Source organism: Stenotrophomonas sp. FBCC-B152, from assembly GCF_059134105.1.
On sequence record NZ_CP101442.1, the window covers coordinates 2,331,887 to 2,351,884 of the forward strand.

Annotated in this window: 22 protein-coding genes; 12 read left to right on the forward strand and 10 right to left on the reverse strand. The window is 66.1% G+C overall.

What is annotated here, in order from left to right:
- Positions 1-85 precede the first annotated feature (85 nt).
- On the forward strand, positions 86-307 hold the full coding sequence (locus NMB40_RS10860; RefSeq protein ID WP_068853007.1) for a DUF6116 family protein: 222 nt from the start codon (positions 86-88) through the stop codon (positions 305-307).
- Positions 304-1,068, forward strand: a complete 765-nt coding sequence (locus NMB40_RS10865) for a TatD family hydrolase (protein WP_494358394.1) — start codon at positions 304-306, stop codon at positions 1,066-1,068. Before NMB40_RS10860 ends, NMB40_RS10865 begins: the two co-directional genes overlap by 4 nt.
- A gap of 62 nt (positions 1,069-1,130) precedes the next feature.
- Here NMB40_RS10865 and NMB40_RS10870 read toward each other — a convergent pair whose 3' ends face one another.
- On the reverse strand, positions 1,131-1,931 hold the full coding sequence (locus NMB40_RS10870) for a tRNA threonylcarbamoyladenosine dehydratase (RefSeq protein ID WP_494358395.1): 801 nt from the start codon (positions 1,929-1,931) through the stop codon (positions 1,131-1,133).
- A 94-nt stretch (positions 1,932-2,025) separates the two neighbouring features.
- Here NMB40_RS10870 and NMB40_RS10875 point away from each other — a divergent pair, with 94 nt between their 5' ends.
- Positions 2,026-2,463 carry a hypothetical protein gene (locus NMB40_RS10875; RefSeq protein ID WP_494358396.1) on the forward strand — a complete coding sequence of 146 codons (438 nt, stop codon included), beginning with the start codon at positions 2,026-2,028 and terminating at the stop codon, positions 2,461-2,463.
- Positions 2,464-2,558: 95 nt separating this feature from the next.
- Complete coding sequence (locus NMB40_RS10880) at positions 2,559-3,044, forward strand: glycine zipper 2TM domain-containing protein (RefSeq protein ID WP_282247782.1); 486 nt, start codon at positions 2,559-2,561, stop codon at positions 3,042-3,044.
- An 85-nt stretch (positions 3,045-3,129) separates the two neighbouring features.
- On the opposite strand, the gene NMB40_RS10885 is transcribed toward NMB40_RS10880, so the two are convergent.
- Complete coding sequence (locus NMB40_RS10885; protein ID WP_282247781.1) at positions 3,130-3,333, reverse strand: cold-shock protein; 204 nt, start codon at positions 3,331-3,333, stop codon at positions 3,130-3,132.
- Positions 3,334-3,563: 230 nt separating this feature from the next.
- Between NMB40_RS10885 and NMB40_RS10890 the strand changes: the two genes are divergently transcribed.
- Together NMB40_RS10890 and NMB40_RS10895 are read left to right on the forward strand one after the other, a co-directional pair.
- Positions 3,564-4,049 (forward strand): DUF456 domain-containing protein, encoded by a 486-nt coding sequence (locus tag NMB40_RS10890; RefSeq protein WP_448143076.1) that lies wholly within the window; start codon positions 3,564-3,566, stop codon positions 4,047-4,049.
- Between the two features lie 139 nt (positions 4,050-4,188).
- The gene (locus NMB40_RS10895) at positions 4,189-5,346 is read left to right on the forward strand and encodes a phospholipase A (RefSeq protein ID WP_448143077.1); all 1,158 of its coding nucleotides are present in this window, start codon (positions 4,189-4,191) and stop codon (positions 5,344-5,346) included.
- Between the two features lie 12 nt (positions 5,347-5,358).
- Here the strand turns inward: NMB40_RS10895 and NMB40_RS10900 are convergent, their stop codons facing one another.
- On the reverse strand, positions 5,359-5,994 hold the full coding sequence (locus NMB40_RS10900) for a glutathione S-transferase family protein (RefSeq protein WP_494358397.1): 636 nt from the start codon (positions 5,992-5,994) through the stop codon (positions 5,359-5,361).
- A gap of 160 nt (positions 5,995-6,154) precedes the next feature.
- On the opposite strand from NMB40_RS10900, the gene NMB40_RS10905 reads away from it, so the two are divergent.
- Complete coding sequence (locus tag NMB40_RS10905) at positions 6,155-6,790, forward strand: LysE family translocator (RefSeq protein ID WP_494358398.1); 636 nt, start codon at positions 6,155-6,157, stop codon at positions 6,788-6,790.
- A gap of 39 nt (positions 6,791-6,829) precedes the next feature.
- Here the strand turns inward: NMB40_RS10905 and NMB40_RS10910 are convergent, their stop codons facing one another.
- A complete protein-coding gene (locus tag NMB40_RS10910; RefSeq protein WP_494358399.1) occupies positions 6,830-8,347 on the reverse strand; it encodes a fumarate hydratase in 1,518 nt (505 codons plus the stop codon).
- 170 nt (positions 8,348-8,517) lie between these two features.
- Here NMB40_RS10910 and NMB40_RS10915 point away from each other — a divergent pair, with 170 nt between their 5' ends.
- From NMB40_RS10915 to NMB40_RS10925, 3 genes are all read left to right on the forward strand, one after another.
- The gene (locus NMB40_RS10915; protein ID WP_494358400.1) at positions 8,518-8,961 is read left to right on the forward strand and encodes a carboxymuconolactone decarboxylase family protein; all 444 of its coding nucleotides are present in this window, start codon (positions 8,518-8,520) and stop codon (positions 8,959-8,961) included.
- A gap of 176 nt (positions 8,962-9,137) precedes the next feature.
- Entirely contained in the window at positions 9,138-11,009 is a 1,872-nt protein-coding gene (locus tag NMB40_RS10920; RefSeq protein ID WP_282247427.1) for an ABC transporter ATP-binding protein, read from the forward strand.
- Positions 11,010-11,093: 84 nt separating this feature from the next.
- Complete coding sequence (locus NMB40_RS10925; protein ID WP_068853026.1) at positions 11,094-11,873, forward strand: ferredoxin--NADP reductase; 780 nt, start codon at positions 11,094-11,096, stop codon at positions 11,871-11,873.
- A gap of 115 nt (positions 11,874-11,988) precedes the next feature.
- On the opposite strand, the gene NMB40_RS10930 is transcribed toward NMB40_RS10925, so the two are convergent.
- Positions 11,989-12,471: a glutathione peroxidase gene (locus NMB40_RS10930; protein WP_494358401.1), complete on the reverse strand. Its 483-nt coding sequence runs from the start codon at positions 12,469-12,471 to the stop codon at positions 11,989-11,991.
- A gap of 125 nt (positions 12,472-12,596) precedes the next feature.
- On the opposite strand from NMB40_RS10930, the gene NMB40_RS10935 reads away from it, so the two are divergent.
- Positions 12,597-14,762: a M3 family metallopeptidase gene (locus NMB40_RS10935; RefSeq protein WP_494358402.1), complete on the forward strand. Its 2,166-nt coding sequence runs from the start codon at positions 12,597-12,599 to the stop codon at positions 14,760-14,762.
- A 75-nt stretch (positions 14,763-14,837) separates the two neighbouring features.
- On the opposite strand, the gene cfa is transcribed toward NMB40_RS10935, so the two are convergent.
- The 3 genes from cfa to NMB40_RS10950 form a co-directional block, all read right to left on the reverse strand.
- On the reverse strand, positions 14,838-15,956 hold the full coding sequence (gene cfa, locus NMB40_RS10940; protein WP_494358403.1) for a cyclopropane fatty acyl phospholipid synthase: 1,119 nt from the start codon (positions 15,954-15,956) through the stop codon (positions 14,838-14,840).
- 12 nt (positions 15,957-15,968) lie between these two features.
- Complete coding sequence (locus NMB40_RS10945) at positions 15,969-16,829, reverse strand: DUF3298 and DUF4163 domain-containing protein (RefSeq protein ID WP_494358404.1); 861 nt, start codon at positions 16,827-16,829, stop codon at positions 15,969-15,971.
- Positions 16,830-16,891: 62 nt separating this feature from the next.
- The gene (locus NMB40_RS10950) at positions 16,892-17,191 is read right to left on the reverse strand and encodes a GNAT family N-acetyltransferase (protein WP_282247422.1); all 300 of its coding nucleotides are present in this window, start codon (positions 17,189-17,191) and stop codon (positions 16,892-16,894) included.
- 212 nt (positions 17,192-17,403) lie between these two features.
- On the opposite strand from NMB40_RS10950, the gene NMB40_RS10955 reads away from it, so the two are divergent.
- Positions 17,404-17,580: a hypothetical protein gene (locus NMB40_RS10955; RefSeq protein WP_167693302.1), complete on the forward strand. Its 177-nt coding sequence runs from the start codon at positions 17,404-17,406 to the stop codon at positions 17,578-17,580.
- A 59-nt stretch (positions 17,581-17,639) separates the two neighbouring features.
- Here the strand turns inward: NMB40_RS10955 and NMB40_RS10960 are convergent, their stop codons facing one another.
- Entirely contained in the window at positions 17,640-18,266 is a 627-nt protein-coding gene (locus tag NMB40_RS10960) for a rhomboid family intramembrane serine protease (protein WP_184126638.1), read from the reverse strand.
- An 8-nt stretch (positions 18,267-18,274) separates the two neighbouring features.
- Complete coding sequence (locus tag NMB40_RS10965; protein WP_282247421.1) at positions 18,275-19,837, reverse strand: POT-type proton-dependent oligopeptide transporter; 1,563 nt, start codon at positions 19,835-19,837, stop codon at positions 18,275-18,277.
- Positions 19,838-19,998 lie beyond the last annotated feature (161 nt).

Consider the following 19,998-nt stretch of genomic DNA (forward strand, 5'->3'; position numbering starts at 1 on the left):
TGACGCACACAGCCCGTTTACCCATTCAGGTTCTGTCATTGCGGGGCTCGTGATAGCGTTTACACCACTTGTCGAGGAGAGTGCGATGCCCGGTCCCCTGCTGCTGCCAGTGATGAAGTGGGCGCGCGGACTGCGTTACCCCACGCTGTTCAAGATCACCGCCGCGCTGTTCGCGGTAACGCTGTTCATTCCAGACCCGATTCCGTTCGTGGATGAAATCCTGTTCGGGCTGGGCACGCTGCTGCTGGCCAACTGGAAACGGCGCAGCGATACCCTGCCGCCGCGCCTGGACCGGCGCGACGCGTGAGCCTGGTCGACAGCCACTGCCACCTGGACGCGGACGAATTCGACCCCGACCGCGCCGAGGTGATCGCCCGTGCGCAGGCGGCGGGCGTGCGTACCCAGGTGCTGCCGGCGGTGACTGCAGCCAGCTGGCCCAAGCTGCGTGACACCTGCCAGCTGGCCGAAGGCCTCTACCCTGCGTACGGCCTGCACCCGATGTTCCTGGACCAGCACCGGCCCGAGCACCTTGAGCAGCTGCGCGAGTGGATCGACCGCGAGCGGCCGTGCGCGGTGGGCGAATGCGGGCTGGATTTCTTCGTGGACGGGCTGGACGCCGACCGGCAGCAGTTCTATTTCGACGGACAGCTGCGGATCGCGCGCGAGTTCGACCTGCCGGTGATCGTGCATGCACGACGCGCGGTGGATGCGGTGATCGCGGCGATCAAACTCGTGGGCGGATTACGCGGCGTGATCCACAGTTTCCCCGGCAGCCCGGAACAGGCCGCGCAGCTGCACAAGCTGGGTTTCCTGGTCGGCCTGGGCGGCCCGCTGACCTATGACCGCGCCCAGCGCCTGCAGCGCCTGGTGGCGCAGCTGCCGCTTGAGCAGCTGCTGCTGGAAACCGATGCGCCGGACCAGCCGGACGCCGGCATCCGTGGCGAGCGCAACGAGCCGGCACGGTTGACGGTGATTGCCGACACCGTGGCCCGGTTGCGCGGCGAGACGGTGGAGGCGATTGCCGAGCAGACCTCCGCCAACGCACGCCGGCTGTTCGGAATACCGTAGCGACACGCCAAGCGTGTCCCACGCAATGCGTCATCGTCCGGATGGACACGCGCGGCGTGTCCCTACGCGTTGCCGGGTTTCTTCTTCAGCAGCATCTCCAATGCCTTGCCCACCGCTGCGAACGCGAACGCACCGGTGATATGCGTGGCCGCGCCCAGTCCGGCGCCGCAGTCCAGCTTCAACGCCGCATCGGCGCCCAGCTGCGGGCGCACGCCGCATACGCTGCCATCGGCCTGCGGGTACTTCACGTTCTCCAGCGAATACACCGCCGGCACGCCGAAGTAGCGCGAGGCGTTCTTCGGGAAGTTGAAATCGCTGCGCAGCTTCTTGCGGATCAGGGCCAGCATCGCGTCGTGCTCGGTGCGCGAGACGTCACGGATGCGCACCAGGGTCGGGTCGGTACGGCCACCGGCCGCGCCCACGGTGAGGATCGGCAGCTTGCGGCGGCGGCACCAGGCAATGGTTTCCACCTTGACCCGGAAGCTGTCGCAGGCGTCGATGACCAGGTCGAAATCGCGATCCAGCAGCTCGACCATGTTCGACACGGTCAGGAACGAGGCAACCGCCTCAACGCTGATGTCCGGGTTGATCGCAACGCAGCGCTCGGCCATCGCCTCGGCCTTGTTGCGCCCGTACTGCCCGGCCAGCGCCGGCAGCTGGCGGTTGGTGTTGGACACGCAGATGTCGTCGGCGTCGATCAGGGTCAGGTGCCCCACCGCCGTGCGCGCCAGGGCTTCCACCACCCACGAGCCCACCCCGCCCATGCCGACCACCGCCACCCGGCGCTGCGACAGCTGGTCTACGGTGCCCACCCCATACAACCGGTCGATGCCGGCAAAGCGTTCGCGCAATACGTCGTTCATGCCGCCCATTTTAGACGGCCCGGTGCCCGCCACGTACGCCCGTGATGCGGCCAGCGGTAGGATGCAGCGAGCCACCCACAAGGAAGCCACCCGCATGAATGCTCCCGTCCCCACCCGCCGCCCGTCTGCCGCCTACCGCTATCTGTTTGTCGCAGGCCTGGGGCTGGTGATCGGCCTGGTCGCCACCGTGATGGTGTCGCGGGCGATCCAGGCCCGCCAGGACCCGTTCCCCGGCAGCCTGATGCACGTGATGGAGCGCCAGGTGGCGCTGCTGCGCGATGCGCAGGCCCAGAACCGCTGCAGCCTGGCCGACAGCGTGCCGCGGCTGCAGACGCTGCGCTCGCTGTCCAACGACCTGGACCTGGCGTTCCCGGACCTGAAGGACAGCGCGCAGTTCCAGCAGCACGCCAGCGGCCTGCGCGCCACGCTCAACACCGCGCTGGCGGCGCCGCCGACCGACTGCATGGCCATGGGCCAGCTGGTAGAGAAGATCCAGACCGACTGCAAGGCCTGCCACCAGGATTTTCGCTGATTCATCTGGCAGCCACGAAGCAGGCACCGGATTGGCACGCTGTTCACGCAGCACACGACAGGATCTCGGCCATGCGCCCCATACGGAGAACCACCATGAAGATCCAACTCATTGCCGCCGCTGCCGTTGCCACCGTCGCGCTCGCCGGCTGCGCCACCACCTCGCCTGGCTACGGCGGTGGCGGCTACAACAACAACAGCTACGGCAACAGCGGCGGTTACAACGACAACCGCTGCGCCGACTGCGGCATCGTCACCCGGATCAACCAGGTGGCCTCCGGCCGCACCGCGCCCAGCGCCACCGGCGCGATCCTTGGCGGCCTGGTCGGCGCCGTTGCCGGCCATGAAATCTCCGACCACACCGGCGGCAGCAAGGGCAACCAGAACATCGCCGCGGCCGCAGGCGCGGTGGGTGGTGCGCTGGCCGGCAACCAGATCCAGAAGAACGTGACCAGCGATACCTTCGACATCACCGTGCGCATGGATGATGGCCGCACCGTGGTGGTGAACCAGCGTGACCTCGGCGGGATCCGCGAGAACACCTACGTGCGCGTGGTCAATGGTCGCGTGGTCCTGCGCTGACCCACTGCCCCGCTGCTGCTGGAATGCAAAGGGCCCGCTTGCGCGGGCCCTTTGCATGTTCCGATCAGGCCGGAGCGGTGCGCGCTTAGAGCGGGCGAACCTTGTCGGCCTGCAGGCCCTTCTGGCCGGTCACAACTTCGAACTCAACCGCCTGGCCTTCCTTCAGGCTCTTGAAGCCCTGGGATTCGATTGCACGGAAGTGCACGAACACGTCCTCGCCGCTTTCACGGCTGATGAAACCGAAACCCTTCGCGTCATTGAACCACTTGACGGTGCCCTTCTCTGCCATCTTCCTTACTCCCTGACTGACTTGTAGTTGGTTACGCCTTGTGGGCGGCTGACAAGCAAGGGGGAAGCGAGGTGCATCGATGGAGCGGATCGGAAGATCTACCATCATCAGGCCACGATCCACGGTGACCTTGCCAAGCTCAGCGCCTGCAACTTAACCCGGGCAATTTGAAAAATCAACTGGCATATTTCACAAATGTCAACCCAAATTCGGCAAACATACGGCATAGCATGGACCCTTCATTCATCTTTTACCTGATCGCGGTGCTGCTGGTCCTGGTCGGCATCGCCGGCATTGTGCTGCCTGCCTTGCCCGGCATCCCGCTGGTGTTCGCCGGGCTGCTGGTCGCCGCCTGGGGCGACGGCTTCGTACATGTGGGCTGGGTACCGCTGACCGTGCTTGGCCTGCTGACCTTGGCCTCGTTCGCGGTCGACGTGCTGGCCACGGTGGTCGGCGCCAAGCGGGTCGGGGCCAGCCGCAAGGCGCTGTGGGGCACCTTCGTGGGCAGCATCGTCGGGCTGTTCTTCATGCCGATCGGGCTGTTCGCCGGGCCACTGGCCGGCGCGCTGCTCGGCGAGTACTGGCATACCCGTGAACTGGGCCGTTCCACCAAGGTGGGCCTGGCCACCTGGCTGGGCATCCTGTTGGGCTTCGCGCTCAAGCTGGCGCTGGTGATCGCGATGCTGGGCATCTTCGCGTTCGCCTGGTTCTTCTGAGCCCGACAGCTTCACGTTGCGCGCACGGGGGACACCGGCATAAACGCGCTGATCCCGTCAGTGCGTCGCATCGCGCTGGCAGGAACGCCGGGCAGCCGCCACACTGTCCGCGCTCCCCTCCATTCATCGGCCTGCCTCCATGACCCACCGCCCCCGTTCGGCCCTGTTCTCTGCCCTGGCACTGGCCACGGCCAGCCTGCCGCTGGCCGCCCAGGAAGCCGCGCCGACGCCGGCATCGCCTGAAGCCTGCGCGCTGGTGGGCACCGATGTGGCCCGCCTGGCCTGCTACGACAAGCTGTTCCGGCCCACGGTGGAAACCACCCAGGCGGCCGATGCCGCCGCCACCGCGGCCAAGCAGGAGCGCCGCGAAGAGCGCCAGGCCGCGCGTACGCCGGATGCCCCCGCCACCGAACGGGTCAAGCAGCGGCTGGGCGAGGTGTTCAAGAACGATGGGCACGATTCCGCGCTGGCCAATGCCGGCAAGGGCTCGCTGCTGGACAGCCGCTGGGAACTGGCGCAGGACTCCAAGCTGGGCGCGTTCCAGCTGCGCGCCTACAAGCCGGTGTACCTGCTGCCCGCGTTCTGGACCAGCGACAAGAACCAGATGCCGCAGTCGCCCAACCCGGACAACACGGTGACCACGCCGCAGCAGCTGGACAGCAACGAGCTGAAGTTCCAGCTGAGCTTCAAGACCAAGGTCTGGGAGAACGTGTTCGGCGACAACGGCGACATCTGGGCCGGGTATACCCAGAGCTCGCGCTGGCAGGCCTATAACGCCGACAACTCGCGCCCGTTCCGCGAAACCAATTACGAGCCGGAGATCATGATGGTCTTCCGCAACGGCTATTCCATCGGCGGCTGGCGCGGGCGCATGAGCGGGATCAGCCTCACCCACATGTCCAACGGCCGCGCCGACCCGCTGTCGCGCAGCTGGAACCGGGTGATCGCCAACATCGGCCTGGACCGCGAGAACTGGGCGCTGGTGCTGCGCCCGTGGTACCGCCTGCCGGAAGATCGCGAAGACGACAACAACCCGGATATCGAGGATTACATGGGCCGCGGCGACGCGACCCTGACCTGGAACCGCAACGGCCACGAGGTTTCGCTGATGGCGCGGCATTCGCTGCGCGGTGGCGACCGCTCGCACGGGGCGCTGCAGCTGGATTACGGCTTCCCGATCAGCAACCTGCTGCGCGGCCACGTGCAGGTGTTCGACGGGTACGGCGAAAGCATGATCGACTACAACCACAAGGCGACGTACATCGGCCTGGGTGTGTCGTTGCTGGAGTGGTATTGAGGTCGTGGGGCATCACCGCCAGTCTGTGATGCCTTCGCGGCGGTAGACCTCAGCGAACGCCGGGCGTGATTTCAGCCGCTCGGCGTAGGCCTTCAACTCCGGCCAGGTATCGCTGGGCACCGGCATGTTGCGAGACCAGCGCATCAGCATCACCAGCATGAAATCGACCACGCTGAGGCGCTCGCCCAGCACGTAGGGCCCCGCCTGCTGCAGGTGCTCGGCGAACCGTGCCCAGCCCGCTTCCAGCTGCTGGCGCGCACCTTCGCGTACCGCGTCCACGTTGTCCGCACCGGCCACTTCATCGGCATAGAACCAGGCCCGGTAGGCCGGCTGCAGCGTGTTGGCACACCAGAACATCCAGCGGTAGGCCTGCGCGCGCTCGGGCGTGCCCGGCGCCGGCAGCAGCCCGGCCTGCGGATGCAGGTCGGCCAGGTGCAGCGCGATCGCCGCCGCCTCGGTCAGCACCTGGCTGCCCATCACCAGCGTGGGCACGCGCCCGGCCGGATTGAGCGCCAGGTAATCGGCCGACTTCTGCTCGCGGGTATCGAAATCGAGCAGCACCAGCTTGTGCTCGATGCCCAGTTCGATCAGCAGCCAGTGCACCACCAGCGAGGCGGTGCTGGAGGATCCATACAACGTGGTGGCCATGCGCGGAACCTGCGGGTGGGAAGACCCTGATTATGCGCGCGCCGCTGCCACCGGCAATGGATACAGATGGCCGCCGCATTGCCGTGCGGCTGTGGCTGTTGGGCGGCTCGGCGGCGGCCTAGCATGCTGCGCATCTTCCGCCACCCCACGCCGTGCCGACATGCCCGATCCTTCCCACCTGCTGGCCTTCAGCCTGATCGCGCTGGGCATGGTGCTCACCCCGGGGCCGAACATGATGTACCTGGTATCACGCTCGATCTGCCAGGGCCGCGCGGCGGGGCTGGTATCGCTTGGCGGCATCGCCGTCGGGTTGATGGTCTACCTGCTGTGCGCGGTGCTGGGCATCACCGCGCTGTTCATGGCGGTGCCGCTGGCCTACGACGCGCTGCGCGTTGGCGGGGCGCTGTACCTGCTGTACCTGGCCTGGCAGGCGCTGCGCCCTGGCGGCCGCTCGCCGTTCGAGCTGCGCGAACTTGCGCAGGACAGTCCGCGCCGCCTGTTTTCGATGGGCCTGTTCACCGCCCTGCTCAATCCGAAGATCGCGGTGCTGTACCTCTCCCTGCTGCCGCAGTTCATCCAGCCGCACGACCACGGCAGCGTGATGACCCAATCGTTGCTGCTGGGATCGCTGCAGATCGCCACCAGCATCAGCATCAACGGCCTGATCGTACTGGCCGCAGGCAGCATCGCCGCGTTCCTGGCGCGCCGTCCGCGCTGGCAGGTGGCGCAGCGCATGCTGATGGGCACGGTGCTGGGCGGGCTGGCCATGAGGATGCTGGTGGAATCCAGGCGTTGAAACGAAAAAGGCGCCCTTCGGCGCCTTTTTCTGCTGAGGTCAGGCCACGACCACCGGGATCTTCCCGATCTTCGCCTGCCATTCGCGCGGGCCGGTGATGTGCACCGATTCGCCGGTGGAATCCACCGCCACGGTCACCGGCATGTCCTGCACGGTGAATTCGTAGATCGCTTCCATGCCCAGGTCGGCGAAGCCGACCACCTTGGCCGCCTTGATCGCCTTGGAGACCAGGTAGGCAGAACCGCCCACCGCCATCAGGTAGGCAGACTTGTTGTCACGGATCGCCTCGATCGCCGCAGGGCCGCGCTCGGCCTTGCCGACCATGCCCAGCAAGCCGGTCTGTTCCAGCACCTGGCGGGTGAACTTGTCCATGCGGGTGGCGGTGGTCGGGCCGGCCGGGCCCACCACTTCGTCGCGCACCGGATCGACCGGGCCGACGTAATAGATGAAACGCCCCTTGAGGTCGACCGGCAGCGGCTCGTCCTTGTTGAGCATGTCCACCATGCGCTTGTGCGCGGCATCGCGGCCGGTGAGCAGCTTGCCGTTGAGCAGCAGGGTCTGGCCCGGCTTCCAGCTGGCCACGTCTTCCGGGGTGATCGTGTCGAGGTCGACGCGGGTGCCCTTGGAGGCGTCGTAGGTGATCTGCGGCCAGTCTTCCAGCGACGGCGGGTCCAGCATCACCGGGCCGCTGCCGTCCAGGGTGAAGTGGGCGTGGCGGGTGGCGGCGCAGTTGGGGATCATCGCCACCGGCAGGTTGGCCGCGTGGGTCGGGAAGTCCTTGACCTTGATGTCCAGCACCGTGGTCAGGCCGCCCAGGCCCTGCGCGCCGATGCCCAGTGCGTTGACCTTGTCGTACAGTTCCAGGCGCAGTTCTTCGGCGCGGTTGGAGGCGCCACGGGCCTTGAGTTCGTTGATGTCGATCGGCTCCATCAGCGATTCCTTGGCCAGCAGCATCGCCTTTTCAGCGGTGCCACCGATGCCGATGCCGAGCATGCCCGGCGGGCACCAGCCGGCGCCCATGGTCGGCACGGTCTTGAGCACCCAGTCGACGATCGAATCGGACGGGTTGAGCATGGCGAACTTGCTCTTGGCTTCCGAACCGCCGCCCTTGGCCGCCACGATCACCTCGACGGTATCGCCCGGCACCACCTTGACGTTGACCACGCCCGGGGTGTTGTCTTTAGTGTTGGTGCGCTTGCCGGCCGGATCGGCCAGCACCGAGGCGCGCAGCTTGTTGTCCGGGTGGTTGTAGGCCCGGCGCACGCCTTCGTTGGCCATGTCTTCCACGCCCATGGTGGCGTCGTCCCAGCGCACGTTCATGCCGATTTCCAGGAACACGGTGACGATGCCGGTGTCCTGGCAGATCGGCCGGTGGCCTTCGGCGCACATGCGCGAATTGATCAGGATCTGGGCCATCGCTTCCTTCGCGGCCGGCGACTCTTCGCGCTCGTAGGCGGCGGTGAGGCTCTTGATGTAGTCGACCGGGTGGTAGTACGAGATGTACTGCAGCGCGTCGGCGATGGACTGGATGAGGTCTTCCTGCTTGATCGATGTCACGTAATGCTCGCTTGCTCGGGGCTGGCGGGGGTAAGCCCACCATTTTAGCGCCCCGGCCCGGCGGTGGTGGGAATCACTCCCGACAACTGCGCCGGGCCCTGTCACAGCAGGCGATCCTGCCCCGTCTTATAGGATGAAGAAGCCCTGAAACCCGCCCGATGGAGACACCCATGTCCGCTTCCCCCCGTGTTCCCTACACCCGCCTGGCCGCCGACGCCTTCAAGGGCCTGCTGGCCACCAGCAAGGCCGTGCATGACAGCTCGATCGACCCCACGCTGATGGAACTGGTGTTCCTGCGCGTGTCCCAGATCAATGGCTGCGGCTACTGCATGGACATGCACGGCACCGCGCTGCGCAAGGGCGGGATCGAGCCGCGCAAGCTCGACACGCTGCCGGCCTGGCATGAAAGCCGCTTCTTCGATGACCGTGAGAAGGCTGCGCTGGGCTGGGCCGAGGCACTGACCCGGCTGAGCACGGCGGCACCGTCCGATGCCGCGTTCGATGCGCTTTCACCGCATTTCGATGAAAAGGGCATCAGCGACCTGAGCATGGGCATTGCGGTGATCAATGCCTGGAACCGGTTGGGTGCCGGGTTGCTGCCCCCGCTGCCGTAAAAGCGTACCCACCAACGGTGGGTACCTACCGATGATTTGGCCGGCCGATTACGGGCCGGCCGATGGTGGGCGGGCTTGTGCGGCGGTAGCGCCCGACCGTTGGTCGGGCGACGGCGCGCCGCGCCGCACGTGGTACCCACCGGACACTCACGTCCAGCACGGGCACAATGTCGGCCATGCCCGCCTCCCCCGCCGCCGGCGCTTCCGGCCCGAAGAACCCCAGCCTGCGCGAACGCTTCCAGGCGATGCGCAACCTGCCCCCGTTCCTGCGCCAGGTCTGGCAGACCAGCCCGGCACTGGCCAGCGCCAGCCTGGGCCTGCGCGTCATCCGTGCGCTGCTGCCGGTGGCGATGCTGTACGTGGGCAAGCTCATCATCGATGCGGCGCTGCTGCTGAGCCGGCACGAGGCCGGCTTCCCGCCGTTCGACGAAGCGCTGTACAGCGGCCTGCTCAACCCGCTGCTGGGCCTGCTGGCGCTGGAATTCGGCCTGGCCATCGCCTCGGACCTGCTCGGCCGCATCGTCAGCTACGCCGACACCCTGCTGTCGGAGCTGTTCACCAACGTCACCAGCGTGCGCCTGATGGAGCACGCGGCCGAACTGGACCTGGAGGATTTCGAGGACCCGGACCTGCAGGACAAGCTGGACCGCGCCCGGCGCCAGACCATGGGCCGGATGAACCTGATGAGCCAGCTGTTCGGCCAGGTCCAGGACGCCATCACCGTGGCCAGCCTGGCGGTAGGCCTGCTGGTCTACGCGCCGTGGCTGATCCTGCTGCTGGGCGTGGCGCTGGTGCCGGCGTTCATCGGCGAATCGCACTTCAACGCCGCCGGCTACAGCCTCAACTTCCAGTGGACCCCCGAGCGCCGGCAGCTGGACTACCTGCGACAGATCGGCGCCAGCGTGGAAACCGCCAAGGAGGTGAAGATCTTCAACCTCCACCGCTTCCTGATCGACCGCTACCGGTTCCTCGCCGACAAGTTCTTCCGCGCCAACCGCGCGCTGGCGCGCAAACGCGCGTTCTGGGGCACGCTGCTGGCCGCCCTGGGCACGCTCGGCTACTACACCGCCTATGCCTACATCGCCTGGCGCACGGTGCGCGGCGATTTCTCCATCGGCGACCTGACCTTCCTGGCCGGCAGCTTCCTGCGCCTGCGCCAGCTGCTGGAAGGCCTGCTGATCGGCTTTTCGCAGGTGGCCAGCCAGGCGCTGTACCTGGACGATCTGTTCTCGTTCTTCCAGATCCAGCCGGAAATCCATTCGCGCCCCGATGCGGTGCCGGTGCCGCAGCCGATCACCCAGGGCTTCGTGTTCGAGAACGTGGGTTTCCAGTATCCCGATGCGGAAAGCTGGGCGGTACGCCATCTCGACTTCGAGCTGCGTGCCGGCGAAGTGCTGGCGCTGGTCGGCGAGAACGGCGCGGGCAAGACCACGCTGGTGAAACTGCTGGCGCGGCTGTACGACCCCGACGAAGGCCGCATCCTGCTCGATGGCCGCGACCTGCGCGAGTACGACCTGGACGACCTGCGCGCCAACATGGGGGTGATCTTCCAGGACTTCGTGCGCTACAACCTCAGTGCCGGCGAGAACATCGGGGTGGGCCTGGTCGAGGCGATGACCGACGATGCGCGCATCCGCGACGCCGCGCGCCGTGGCATGGCCGAGGACGTGATTGCCGGGCTGCCCCATGGCTACGAGCAGCTGATCGGGCGCCGCTTCAAGCAGGGCGTGGACCTGTCCGGCGGCCAGTGGCAGAAGATCGCCATTGCCCGCGCCTACATGCGCGATGCGCAGGTGATGATCCTGGACGAACCCACCGCCGCGCTGGATGCGCGCGCCGAATTCGAGGTGTTCCAGCGCTTCAAGGAACTGTCCGACAACCGCACCGCCGTGCTGATCTCGCACCGGTTCTCGTCGGTGCGCATGGCCGACCGGATCCTGGTGCTGGCCGGTGGGCGGATCGAGGCCAGCGGCACCCACGCCCAGCTGATGGCGCAGGGCGGGCGGTACGCCGAGCTGTTCGAGCTGCAGGCCGCCGGATATCGGTAAAGCACCCCGCTTAACGGGGTTCAATGAGAATTTATCTCATTTGAGATAAACTGGAGGGGACAACACAGATCAGACCCCCTCCCCATGTCTTCCGCTTTCGGCGCCGAAACGGTGCTTGAGGTCCGTCACTGGACCGACGCCTACTTCAGCTTCACCACGACCCGCGACAGCGGTTTCCGCTTCGAGAACGGCCAGTTCGTGATGATCGGCCTGGAGACCGAAGCACGCCCGCTGCTGCGCGCGTATTCCATCGCCAGCGCGAACTGGGAAGAGAACCTGGAGTTCTTCAGCATCAAGGTCCAGGACGGCCCGCTGACCTCGCGCCTGCAGCACATCAAGCCGGGCGACAAGGTGCTGGTCGGCAAGAAGCCCACCGGCACCCTGCTGATCAGCGACCTGCACCCGGGCAAACACCTGTACCTGCTGGGCACCGGCACCGGCCTGGCGCCGTGGCTGTCGGTGATCAAGGACCCGGAAACCTACGAGCGCTTCGACAAGGTGATCCTCACCCACGGCGTGCGCTACGAAAAGGACCTGGCCTACCGCGAGCTGTTCGAGAAGGAACTGCGCGAGCATGAGTTCCTGGGCGAGATGATCGGCGACAAGCTGCTCTACTACCCGGCCGTGACCCGCGAGCCGTTCCCGAACCAGGGCCGGCTGACCTCGCTGATGGAAAGCGGCGAAATGCAGCGCACCCTCGGCCTGCCCGAACTGAGCCCGGAAAACGACCGCGCCATGATCTGCGGCAGCCCGCAGATGCTGGCCGACCTGCGCAGCGTGCTGGACGCCCGGGGCTTCCAGACCTCACCGCGCATCGGCACGCCCGGCCACTACGTGTTCGAGCGCGCATTCGTCGAGAAATAACCGGCGCTACGTGCGCCGCACGCATCGCGAGGGACACGCATGGCGTGTCGCTACGCGTGTTGCGGCACCGCCAGGTACGGGGAAATCGTAGCGACACGCCATGCGTGTCCCACGGTCACTCCAACGCAGCCTCGATATCGCCGCGCAGGCTCTCCGGCTTGTCGGTCGGCGCATAGCGCTCGCGCACCTTGCCATCGCGGCCGACCAGGAACTTGCTGAAGTTCCATTTGATCGCACCGATGCCCAGCAGGCCGGACTTCTCGGCCTTCAGCCATTTCCAGAGCGGATGCGCGCCATCCCCGTTGACCTCGATCTTCTCCGACAGCGGGAAGTCCACGTCGTAGGTCAATTTGCAGAAGCTGGCGATTTCCTCGGCATTGCCCGGCTCCTGATGACCAAACTGGTCGCACGGGAAGCCGATCACCACCAGGCCCTGGTCGCGGTACTCGCTCCATACCTTCTCCAGGCCCTCGTACTGGGGCGTGAAGCCGCATTTGCTTGCTACGTTCACCAGCAGCAGCACCTTGCCACGGTACTGGTCAAGGTCCTGGGTCTGGCCGCCCAGGTCCACGAACGAGAAATCGAAGGCAGTGGTCATGGTCGTGCTCCAACAGGGGTTGCGGTCATTGTACGGCTGCGCGCCTGCGCACATGCCTTTCGACACAAGCCCGCACCCCTCACCCCGGGTTAACCTCGGGCACTTGTCTGATCGGAGATTACCCCTTGACCACCCGTCTTGCCCTTGCCGTCGCCGTGACCCTCGGCCTTGCCCTGCCTGCCTATTCCGCCGTTGCCGCCACCCCGGCCGCCAACGCCGCCCAGCAGGCCAACCCGTTCTTCGCCGACAGCACCCTGCCGCTGCACTACCCGCAGTTCGACAAGATCAAGGACAGCGACTTCGCCCCCGCCTTCGATGCCGGCATGGCCCAGCAGCTGAAGGAAGTGGAGGCGATCGCCAACAACAAGGCCAAGCCGACCTTCGACAACACCCTCATCGCCCTGGAAAAGAGCGGTGACACCCTGGACCGCGCCACCACCGTGTTCTTCAGCCTGGTCGGCGCCGACACCAACGATGCGCGCAAGAAGCTGCAGGCCGACTACTCGGCGAAGTTCGCCGCGCACAGCGATGCGATCGCACTGAACGGCAAGCTGTTCGCCCGCATCCAGGCCCTGTATGACACCCGCAGCCAGCTTGGCCTGGATGCCGAAGGCGTGCGCCTGGTCGAGAAGTACTACGAGAGCTACGTGCGCGCCGGCGCCAAGCTCAATGAGGCCGACAAGACCAAGCTCAAGGAAATGAACGCCGAGCTGGCCAACCTGGGCACCAAGTTCAGCCAGAACGTGCAGAACGAAGTGAACGCCTCGGCCGTGATCGTCGACGACGTCAAGCAGCTCGACGGCCTGTCGGCCGAGCAGATCGCTGCCGCCTCCGAAGCGGCCAAGGCCCGCAAGCTGGACGGCAAGTACGTCATCGCCCTGCTCAACACCACTGGCCAGCCGCCGCTGACCAACCTGGCCAACCGCGACCTGCGCAAGAAGATCTACGACGCCTCGGTCACCCGTGGCAGCCGCGGTGGCGAGTTCGACAACACCGCGCTGGTCGCGCGCATCATGCAGCTGCGCGCCGACAAGGCCAAGCTGATGGGCTTCGACAACTTCGCCGCCTACAACCTGACCAACCAGACCGCCAAGACCCCCGAAGCGGTCAACGCCATGCTCGGCCAGCTCGCCCCGGCCGCGGTCGCCAACGCCAAGCGCGAAGCGGCCGACCTGCAGGCGATGATCGACAAGGAACAGAAGGCCGCCGGCAAGAAGCCCTTCCAGCTCGAAGCGTGGGACTGGGCCTACTACAGCGAGAAGGTGCGCCAGGCCAAGTACAACTTCGACGAATCCCAGCTCAAGCCGTACTTCGAGCTGAAGAACGTGCTGGAAAACGGCGTGTTCTTCGCCGCCAACCAGGAATATGGCCTGACCTTCAAGCAGCGCACCGACCTGCCGGTGTACCACGACGACGTGACCGTCTACGACGTGTTCGACGCCGACGGCAGCCAGCTGGCGATCTTCATCTTCGATCCGTACGCACGCGCGTCCAAGCGTGGCGGTGCGTGGATGAACTCCTACGTCTCGCAGTCGGCGCTGACCGGCTTCAAGCCGGTGGTGGCCAACCACCTCAACATTCCCAAGCCGCCGGCCGGCCAGCCGACCCTGCTGACCTGGGACGAAGTAACCACCACCTTCCACGAATTCGGCCATGCCCTGCACGGCATGTTCTCGAACGTGAAGTACCCCTACTTCTCGGGCACCTCGGTGCCGCGTGACTTCGTCGAGTTCCCCTCGCAGGTCAACGAGATGTGGTCGGACAACCCGCTCATCCTGAAGAACTACGCCAAGCACTACCAGAACGGCACCGCGATGCCGCAGGCGCTGCTGGACAAGGTGATCGCCGCGGCCAAGTTCAACCAGGGCTTTGCCACCACCGAATACCTGGGTGCGGCCATGCTGGACCAGCGCTGGCACCAGATCGGCCCGGACCAGGTGCCGGCCGCCAAGGACGTGATGGCCTTCGAGCGCGCCGCGCTGGAGAAGGACGGCATCTACTACGCGCCGGTGCCGCCGCGCTACAAGACCCCGTACTTCAGCCACATCATGGGCGGCTACTCGGCCGGGTACTACGCCTACATCTGGTCGGAAGTGCTCGATGCCAACACCCAGAAGTGGTTCCGCGAGAACGGCGGCCTGAGCCGCAAGAACGGCGACCATTTCCGCGAAACCCTGTTGTCCAAGGGTGGCAGCGTGGATGCGATGCAGCTGTTCCAGAACTTCGCCGGCCACGAACCGCAGATCGAGCCGCTGCTCGAGAAGCGTGGCTTGACCGCAGAAAAGAAGTAAATCGGAACGTACAAAAACGAAACCGCCCGGCGAAAGCCGGGCGGTTTTTTGTTGGACGTCACCCAGGCGGGGCCATCAGCGCGGCGCGACGTATCCACCCGGCACGCCGTTCGGCGACAGCACCAGCTGCCACAGCTGCGCGTGCCGGCAGCGGAAGCTGGCCATCGAGCCGGCCAGGTAGAACCGCCACATGCGCCTGAAGCGTTCGTCGTAGCGTTGCGGGTCCAGCCGTGGCCAGGCCGCTTCCACGTTGCTGCGCCAGGCCCGCAGGGTGCGGTCATAGTCGGCACCAAAGCTGTGCCAGTCCTCCATCACGAACAGGCCCTCGCAGGCGGCGGTGATCTGCGCGGCCGAGGGCAGCATCGAGTTGGGGAAGATGTAGCGCGCGATCCACGGATCGGTACGGTGCCGTGACAGGTTGCTGCCGATGCTGTGCAGCAGGAACAACCCGTCCGGCGCCAGGCAGCGCCGCGCCATCTCGAAATAGCTGCGGTAGTTCTTGTCGCCCACGTGTTCGAACATACCTACCGACAGGATCGCATCGAAGGTCTCGTCGACCTCGTGGTAGTCTTGCAGGCGGATCTCGATCGGCAAGCCCGCGCACAGCTCACGCGCGTAGTCGGCCTGCTCCTGCGAGATGGTGATGCCTACGCCGGACACGCCGTAGCGCTCGGCGGCAAACTTCAGGGCCTCGCCCCAGCCGCAGCCGATGTCCAGCACGCGCTGGCCCGGGCGCAGCCCGAGCTTGCGGCAGATCAGGTCGAGCTTGGCTTCCTGCGCGGTATCCAGGTCGCCCGCGCCTGCCCAGTACGCACAGCTGTAGACCAGCCGCCTGCCAAGCATCGCGTGGTACAGGTCGTTGCCCAGGTCGTAGTGGCGGCGGCCCACCTCGAGGTTGCCGCCGCCGGCCTGCAGGTTGAACAGGCGCGCCTTCAGCGCATCGCCCAGTTCGCGCCAGCCGTGCACGCGTTCGTCCAGGTGCGCCTGCATCAGGTGCAGCAGGAAACCGTCCAGCGATTCCGCGTCCCATTGCCCATCCATGTAGCTTTCGCCCAAGCCGAGCGAGCCGTGCGCGATCACGCGCGCATAGAAGTGCGGGTCGTGCACGTGGATGTCGTGCGGGCGGTCACCGTCGACGGTGACGCCCGCCTCGTGCAGCAACTCGATCACCCGTCGTTGCAGCCCCCCGTCCACGGTCGCCCTCCACTAGCCCTTGGCGAACAACCCGGCGTAGGCCGGGGCCACGTGCGGCACCAGCACGGCCGCCGGCACGTCCACGGTCTGGGTGCCATCCGAATACGGCCCCACCTGGTACGGCGGGAACACGAAACGCACGGCAGTGATCAGCCCGTTGGGATCGGTCATCGGCTGGAACTGGCTGAAGTTCTCTGCGCTGGCCCCGGTGCCGTCGGCAATCATGCGGCTGGCGCTGCGCAGCGATTCCTGCAGCTGGCCCGGCTCCATGTCTTCGCTGCTCAGCCGGGTTGCCACGCGCTCCTTGAGCTGGTCGGCGATGTAATCGCTGACCACGCCCCAGCCCTTGGTGTCGGCGATCAGCTTGTCGGCGGTGAGCATGGTCTGCGTTTCCGGCAGCCACACGAAGCGCGCCACCAGCGGTTCGCCATGGGCACCGCCGGTGTAGCGGCTGCCATCGGCGCTGATCACCACCAGCTGCGGGGTTTCCAGCACCTTCTCAAAGCTCAGCGACAGCTCGTAGGGCATGGTAGGCTTGTCGTTGCCCAGCCCGTCCACGGCCTGCTGCAGTTCAGCGCGCGCGGCCGTGGCGTAGTCCGACAGTGCCTTGGCCAGCCCGGGGAAGCGGTTCACGTCCTGCGGGTAGCTGATGCCCACCACCGCCTGCGGGGTGTTTTCAATCACGTCACGCAGCTCCAGCGGCGCCTCGACGGCGGCCTGCGGTGCGGTGGTGTCCGGCTGCGCGGCCGTGGTGTCGGCGGTCGGCGCGACGGCGGTATCGGCCTCGCGCTTGCAGCCCGCCAGCAGCACCAGCCCCACGGCCAACGCCAGCGCGCCGGTACGCAGCGCGCGGCGGTTTCCTGCGATGTTCATTGCAATCCCCTTGTTGAAACCCAGCATGATGATCCTTCGTCCGTGAAAAAAACTTGTGCCTGCTACGCCAGCAGGTCCTGGTATTCGGCGTGCCGTTCGAAGAACTGCTCGGCGTAGGCGCAGGCCGGCACCACCTTCAGTTTGTTGTCCCGCGCATAGCGCAGGGCGACCTTGGTCAGCTCCCCGGCGATGCCCCGGCCGGCAATGGCCTCGGGCACCTCGGTATGGGTGATGACCATCCGCTTCCGCTTGATCTGGTAATCCAGCAGCGCCAGGTATCCCTGGATCCGGGCCTGGAACCGGTGGCGGGCCAGATCGTGCTCCACCTCGTACGCCAATCCGGGCGGGGTGACCGAAGCCATGGGCGGTGTCTCCTGCGGCGACTGTCGCGATAGTGCGCAGCGTAGCGCCATGATCGCGTGAAGCCTGAACAGGGGCAACAGGCGACGCATTTGGTCACATCCGGTCCTAAAGTCCGGCCGATTCAAGCCGATATCGGTCTCGGACAGGCCGCAAAAGCTGGCACGCGTTTTGCGACACCTGTCTGCCCCATCCGTGTCCCAAGGAGCACCACATGGACCATGCACCCGACTTCACCCAGCCCGGCGACGCCGACAGCTCGCTGCTGGAAGGCCTGTTCCAGCTGGCCCTGAACGGCCAGACCCAAGGCTCGGAGTTCGACCTGATCGACCACGAGGTCTACACCCGCCTGCTCAGCACCTACGGTACCGACCAGCGTTTCGCTGCGTGAGGTTGCCGAGGGTCATGCAAGGAACGGCTACGCCGTTCCTTGCGTGACCGCCACCCGCCTCAGCCGCCGCCCAGGCTGAAGCGCGGGTTGCTCAACTCGCGCAGGAAGTGGTCGAAGATCGCCGGGCGCATCGCCAGCATGAAGATCACGCCGAACGCGGCACCGGCCAGGTGCGCGCTGTGGTTGATGCGGTCACCGCCCTTGCGGTCCATCCAGATGCTGTAGCCCACGTAGAACGCGGCGTAGATGATCGCCGGCGCCGGGATGAAGAACACGAAGATGATGCTCCACGGGCTGATCAGGATGAAGGCGAACAGCACCGCCGACACCGCGCCCGACGCGCCCAGGCTCATGTAGTTCGGGTTCTTCTGGTTCTTCAGGTAGCTGGGCAGGATCGACACCACCAGCGCCCCCAGGTAGAACGCCGGGTACGTGAGGTAGCTGCCGGTGAGGTTGACCATCACCGACTCGATCTGGCCGCCGAAGAAGAACAGCGTGATCATGTTGAAGGCCAGGTGCGCCAGGTCCGCATGGATGAACCCGTAGGTCACCAGGCGGTCGTACTGGCGCTTGCGGTCCACGGCCGGCGGCCACAGGATCAGGCGGTCGGCCAGGGCGCGGTTCTTGAACGCCATCCACGAGACCAGGACGGTGATGGCGATCAGCAGCAGGTTGACGGGGGTCATGGCGGTACTCAGGCAGCGCGGTAGTTGTCGACCATACGATAGCGCTTGGCATACCAACCGAAGGCCAACGCCGCCACGAAGGCGAAGCCGGCGAAGAAGAACATCAGGAACGCGGCCTCGCTGAGCCCGGTACTGGCGATCTTGTGGGTCACCGTGTCGTTGCGCACCGCCGCGTTGGACAGCAGCACCCACAGGTTGCCGATGGTGGTGGTGAGGTTCCAGAAGCTCATCACCACACCCTTCATCGCCTGCGGTGCCTGGCTGTAGGCGAACTCCAGGCCGGTGGCCGAGACCAGCACTTCACCGAAGGTGAGCAGCGCGTACGGCAGCATCTGCCAGAAGATGGACATGACGTTGCCGCCATCCATCATCACCTGGATGCCACCGACCACGATCCAGGCCAGGCCGCTGAAGGCGATGCCGGCGGTCATGCGGCGCAGCGCGGTCGGCTCGAAGCCGAAGCGGCGCAGGGCCGGGTACAGCACCAGGTTGTTGAACGGAATCAGGATCATCACCAGCAGCGGGTTCAGCGCCTGCATCTGCGAGGCGGTGAACCACGAGGGCATGGCCATCTGCTGGCCCTGCAGCACCCAAGTGGAGGCCTTCTGGTCGAACAGCGAGAAGAAGGGGGTGGTCAGCGCGAAGATCACCAGCACCCGCAGCACCGAACGCACGCCTTCCACGGCCTCGGCCGGGTGCACGGCGCGGGCGCGCTCGAGCTGGATCCAGGTACCGCCACCCACGCCGGCCAGCACCAGCACCAGCGCGATGCACAGGCAGATCACGATGCCCAGGCTGCCAACGAGGCCCATCGACGCCACCGCCAGCACCATGCCCAGGATGGCCAGGGTAAGACCCGGGCGGCCCTTGCCCGGCACCTGCGCGGTCAGCGCGGTGCGCACCACGTTGCCGAAGGAATGCGGGTCCTTGGGCGGCAGCGGCACCAGCACATAGCGCTTGCGGCCCAGCCAGAACACGAAGGTGGCCACGAACATCAGGATGCCCGGGATGCCGAACGCCCACTGCGGGCCCAGGTTCTTCAGCGCCAGCGGGATCAGCAGCGAGGCGAACAGCGAACCGAAGTTGATGATCCAGTAGAAGGCGTCGAAGACGAACTTGGCCAGGTGCTTGTTGCTCTGGTCGAACTGGTCGCCCATGAACGAGGCCACCAGCGGCTTGATGCCGCCGGCACCCAGCGCGATCAGGCCCAGGCCGAGGAAGAAGCCTTCGCGGCTGTTCTCGAACAGCGCCAGGCAGGCGTGGCCGGCGCAGTAGATCAGGCTGAACCACAGGATGGTGTGGTACTTGCCGAAGAACTTGTCGGCCAGCCAGCCGCCCAGCAGCGGGAAGAAGTACACGCCGATCATGAAGCTGTGCATGATGTCCTTGGCCTCGCCGGCCCGGCCATCGGCGGTGATCTCCTGCAGCAGCAGCGAGGTGATCAGGAACTGCACCAGGATGTTGCGCATCCCATAGAAGCTGAACCGCTCGCAGGCCTCATTGCCGATGATGTACGGAATCTGGCGCGGCATGCTTCCCTTGCCAGCGCTGGCGGCTGCGGTCGTGCTCATTCTATGGGGCTGTCCTGCGGGTTCAAAGGGCGCAAGGTTACCGGAAGCACCCGGGGCGCGCACGTTGCGGCCGAACGTGACAACGCCGCCGCGCAATGGCAGGCCTCTGAAATCGTTTGACGGAAGTCACGGCACGTCGACGGCCCAAGCGTAAACTTATC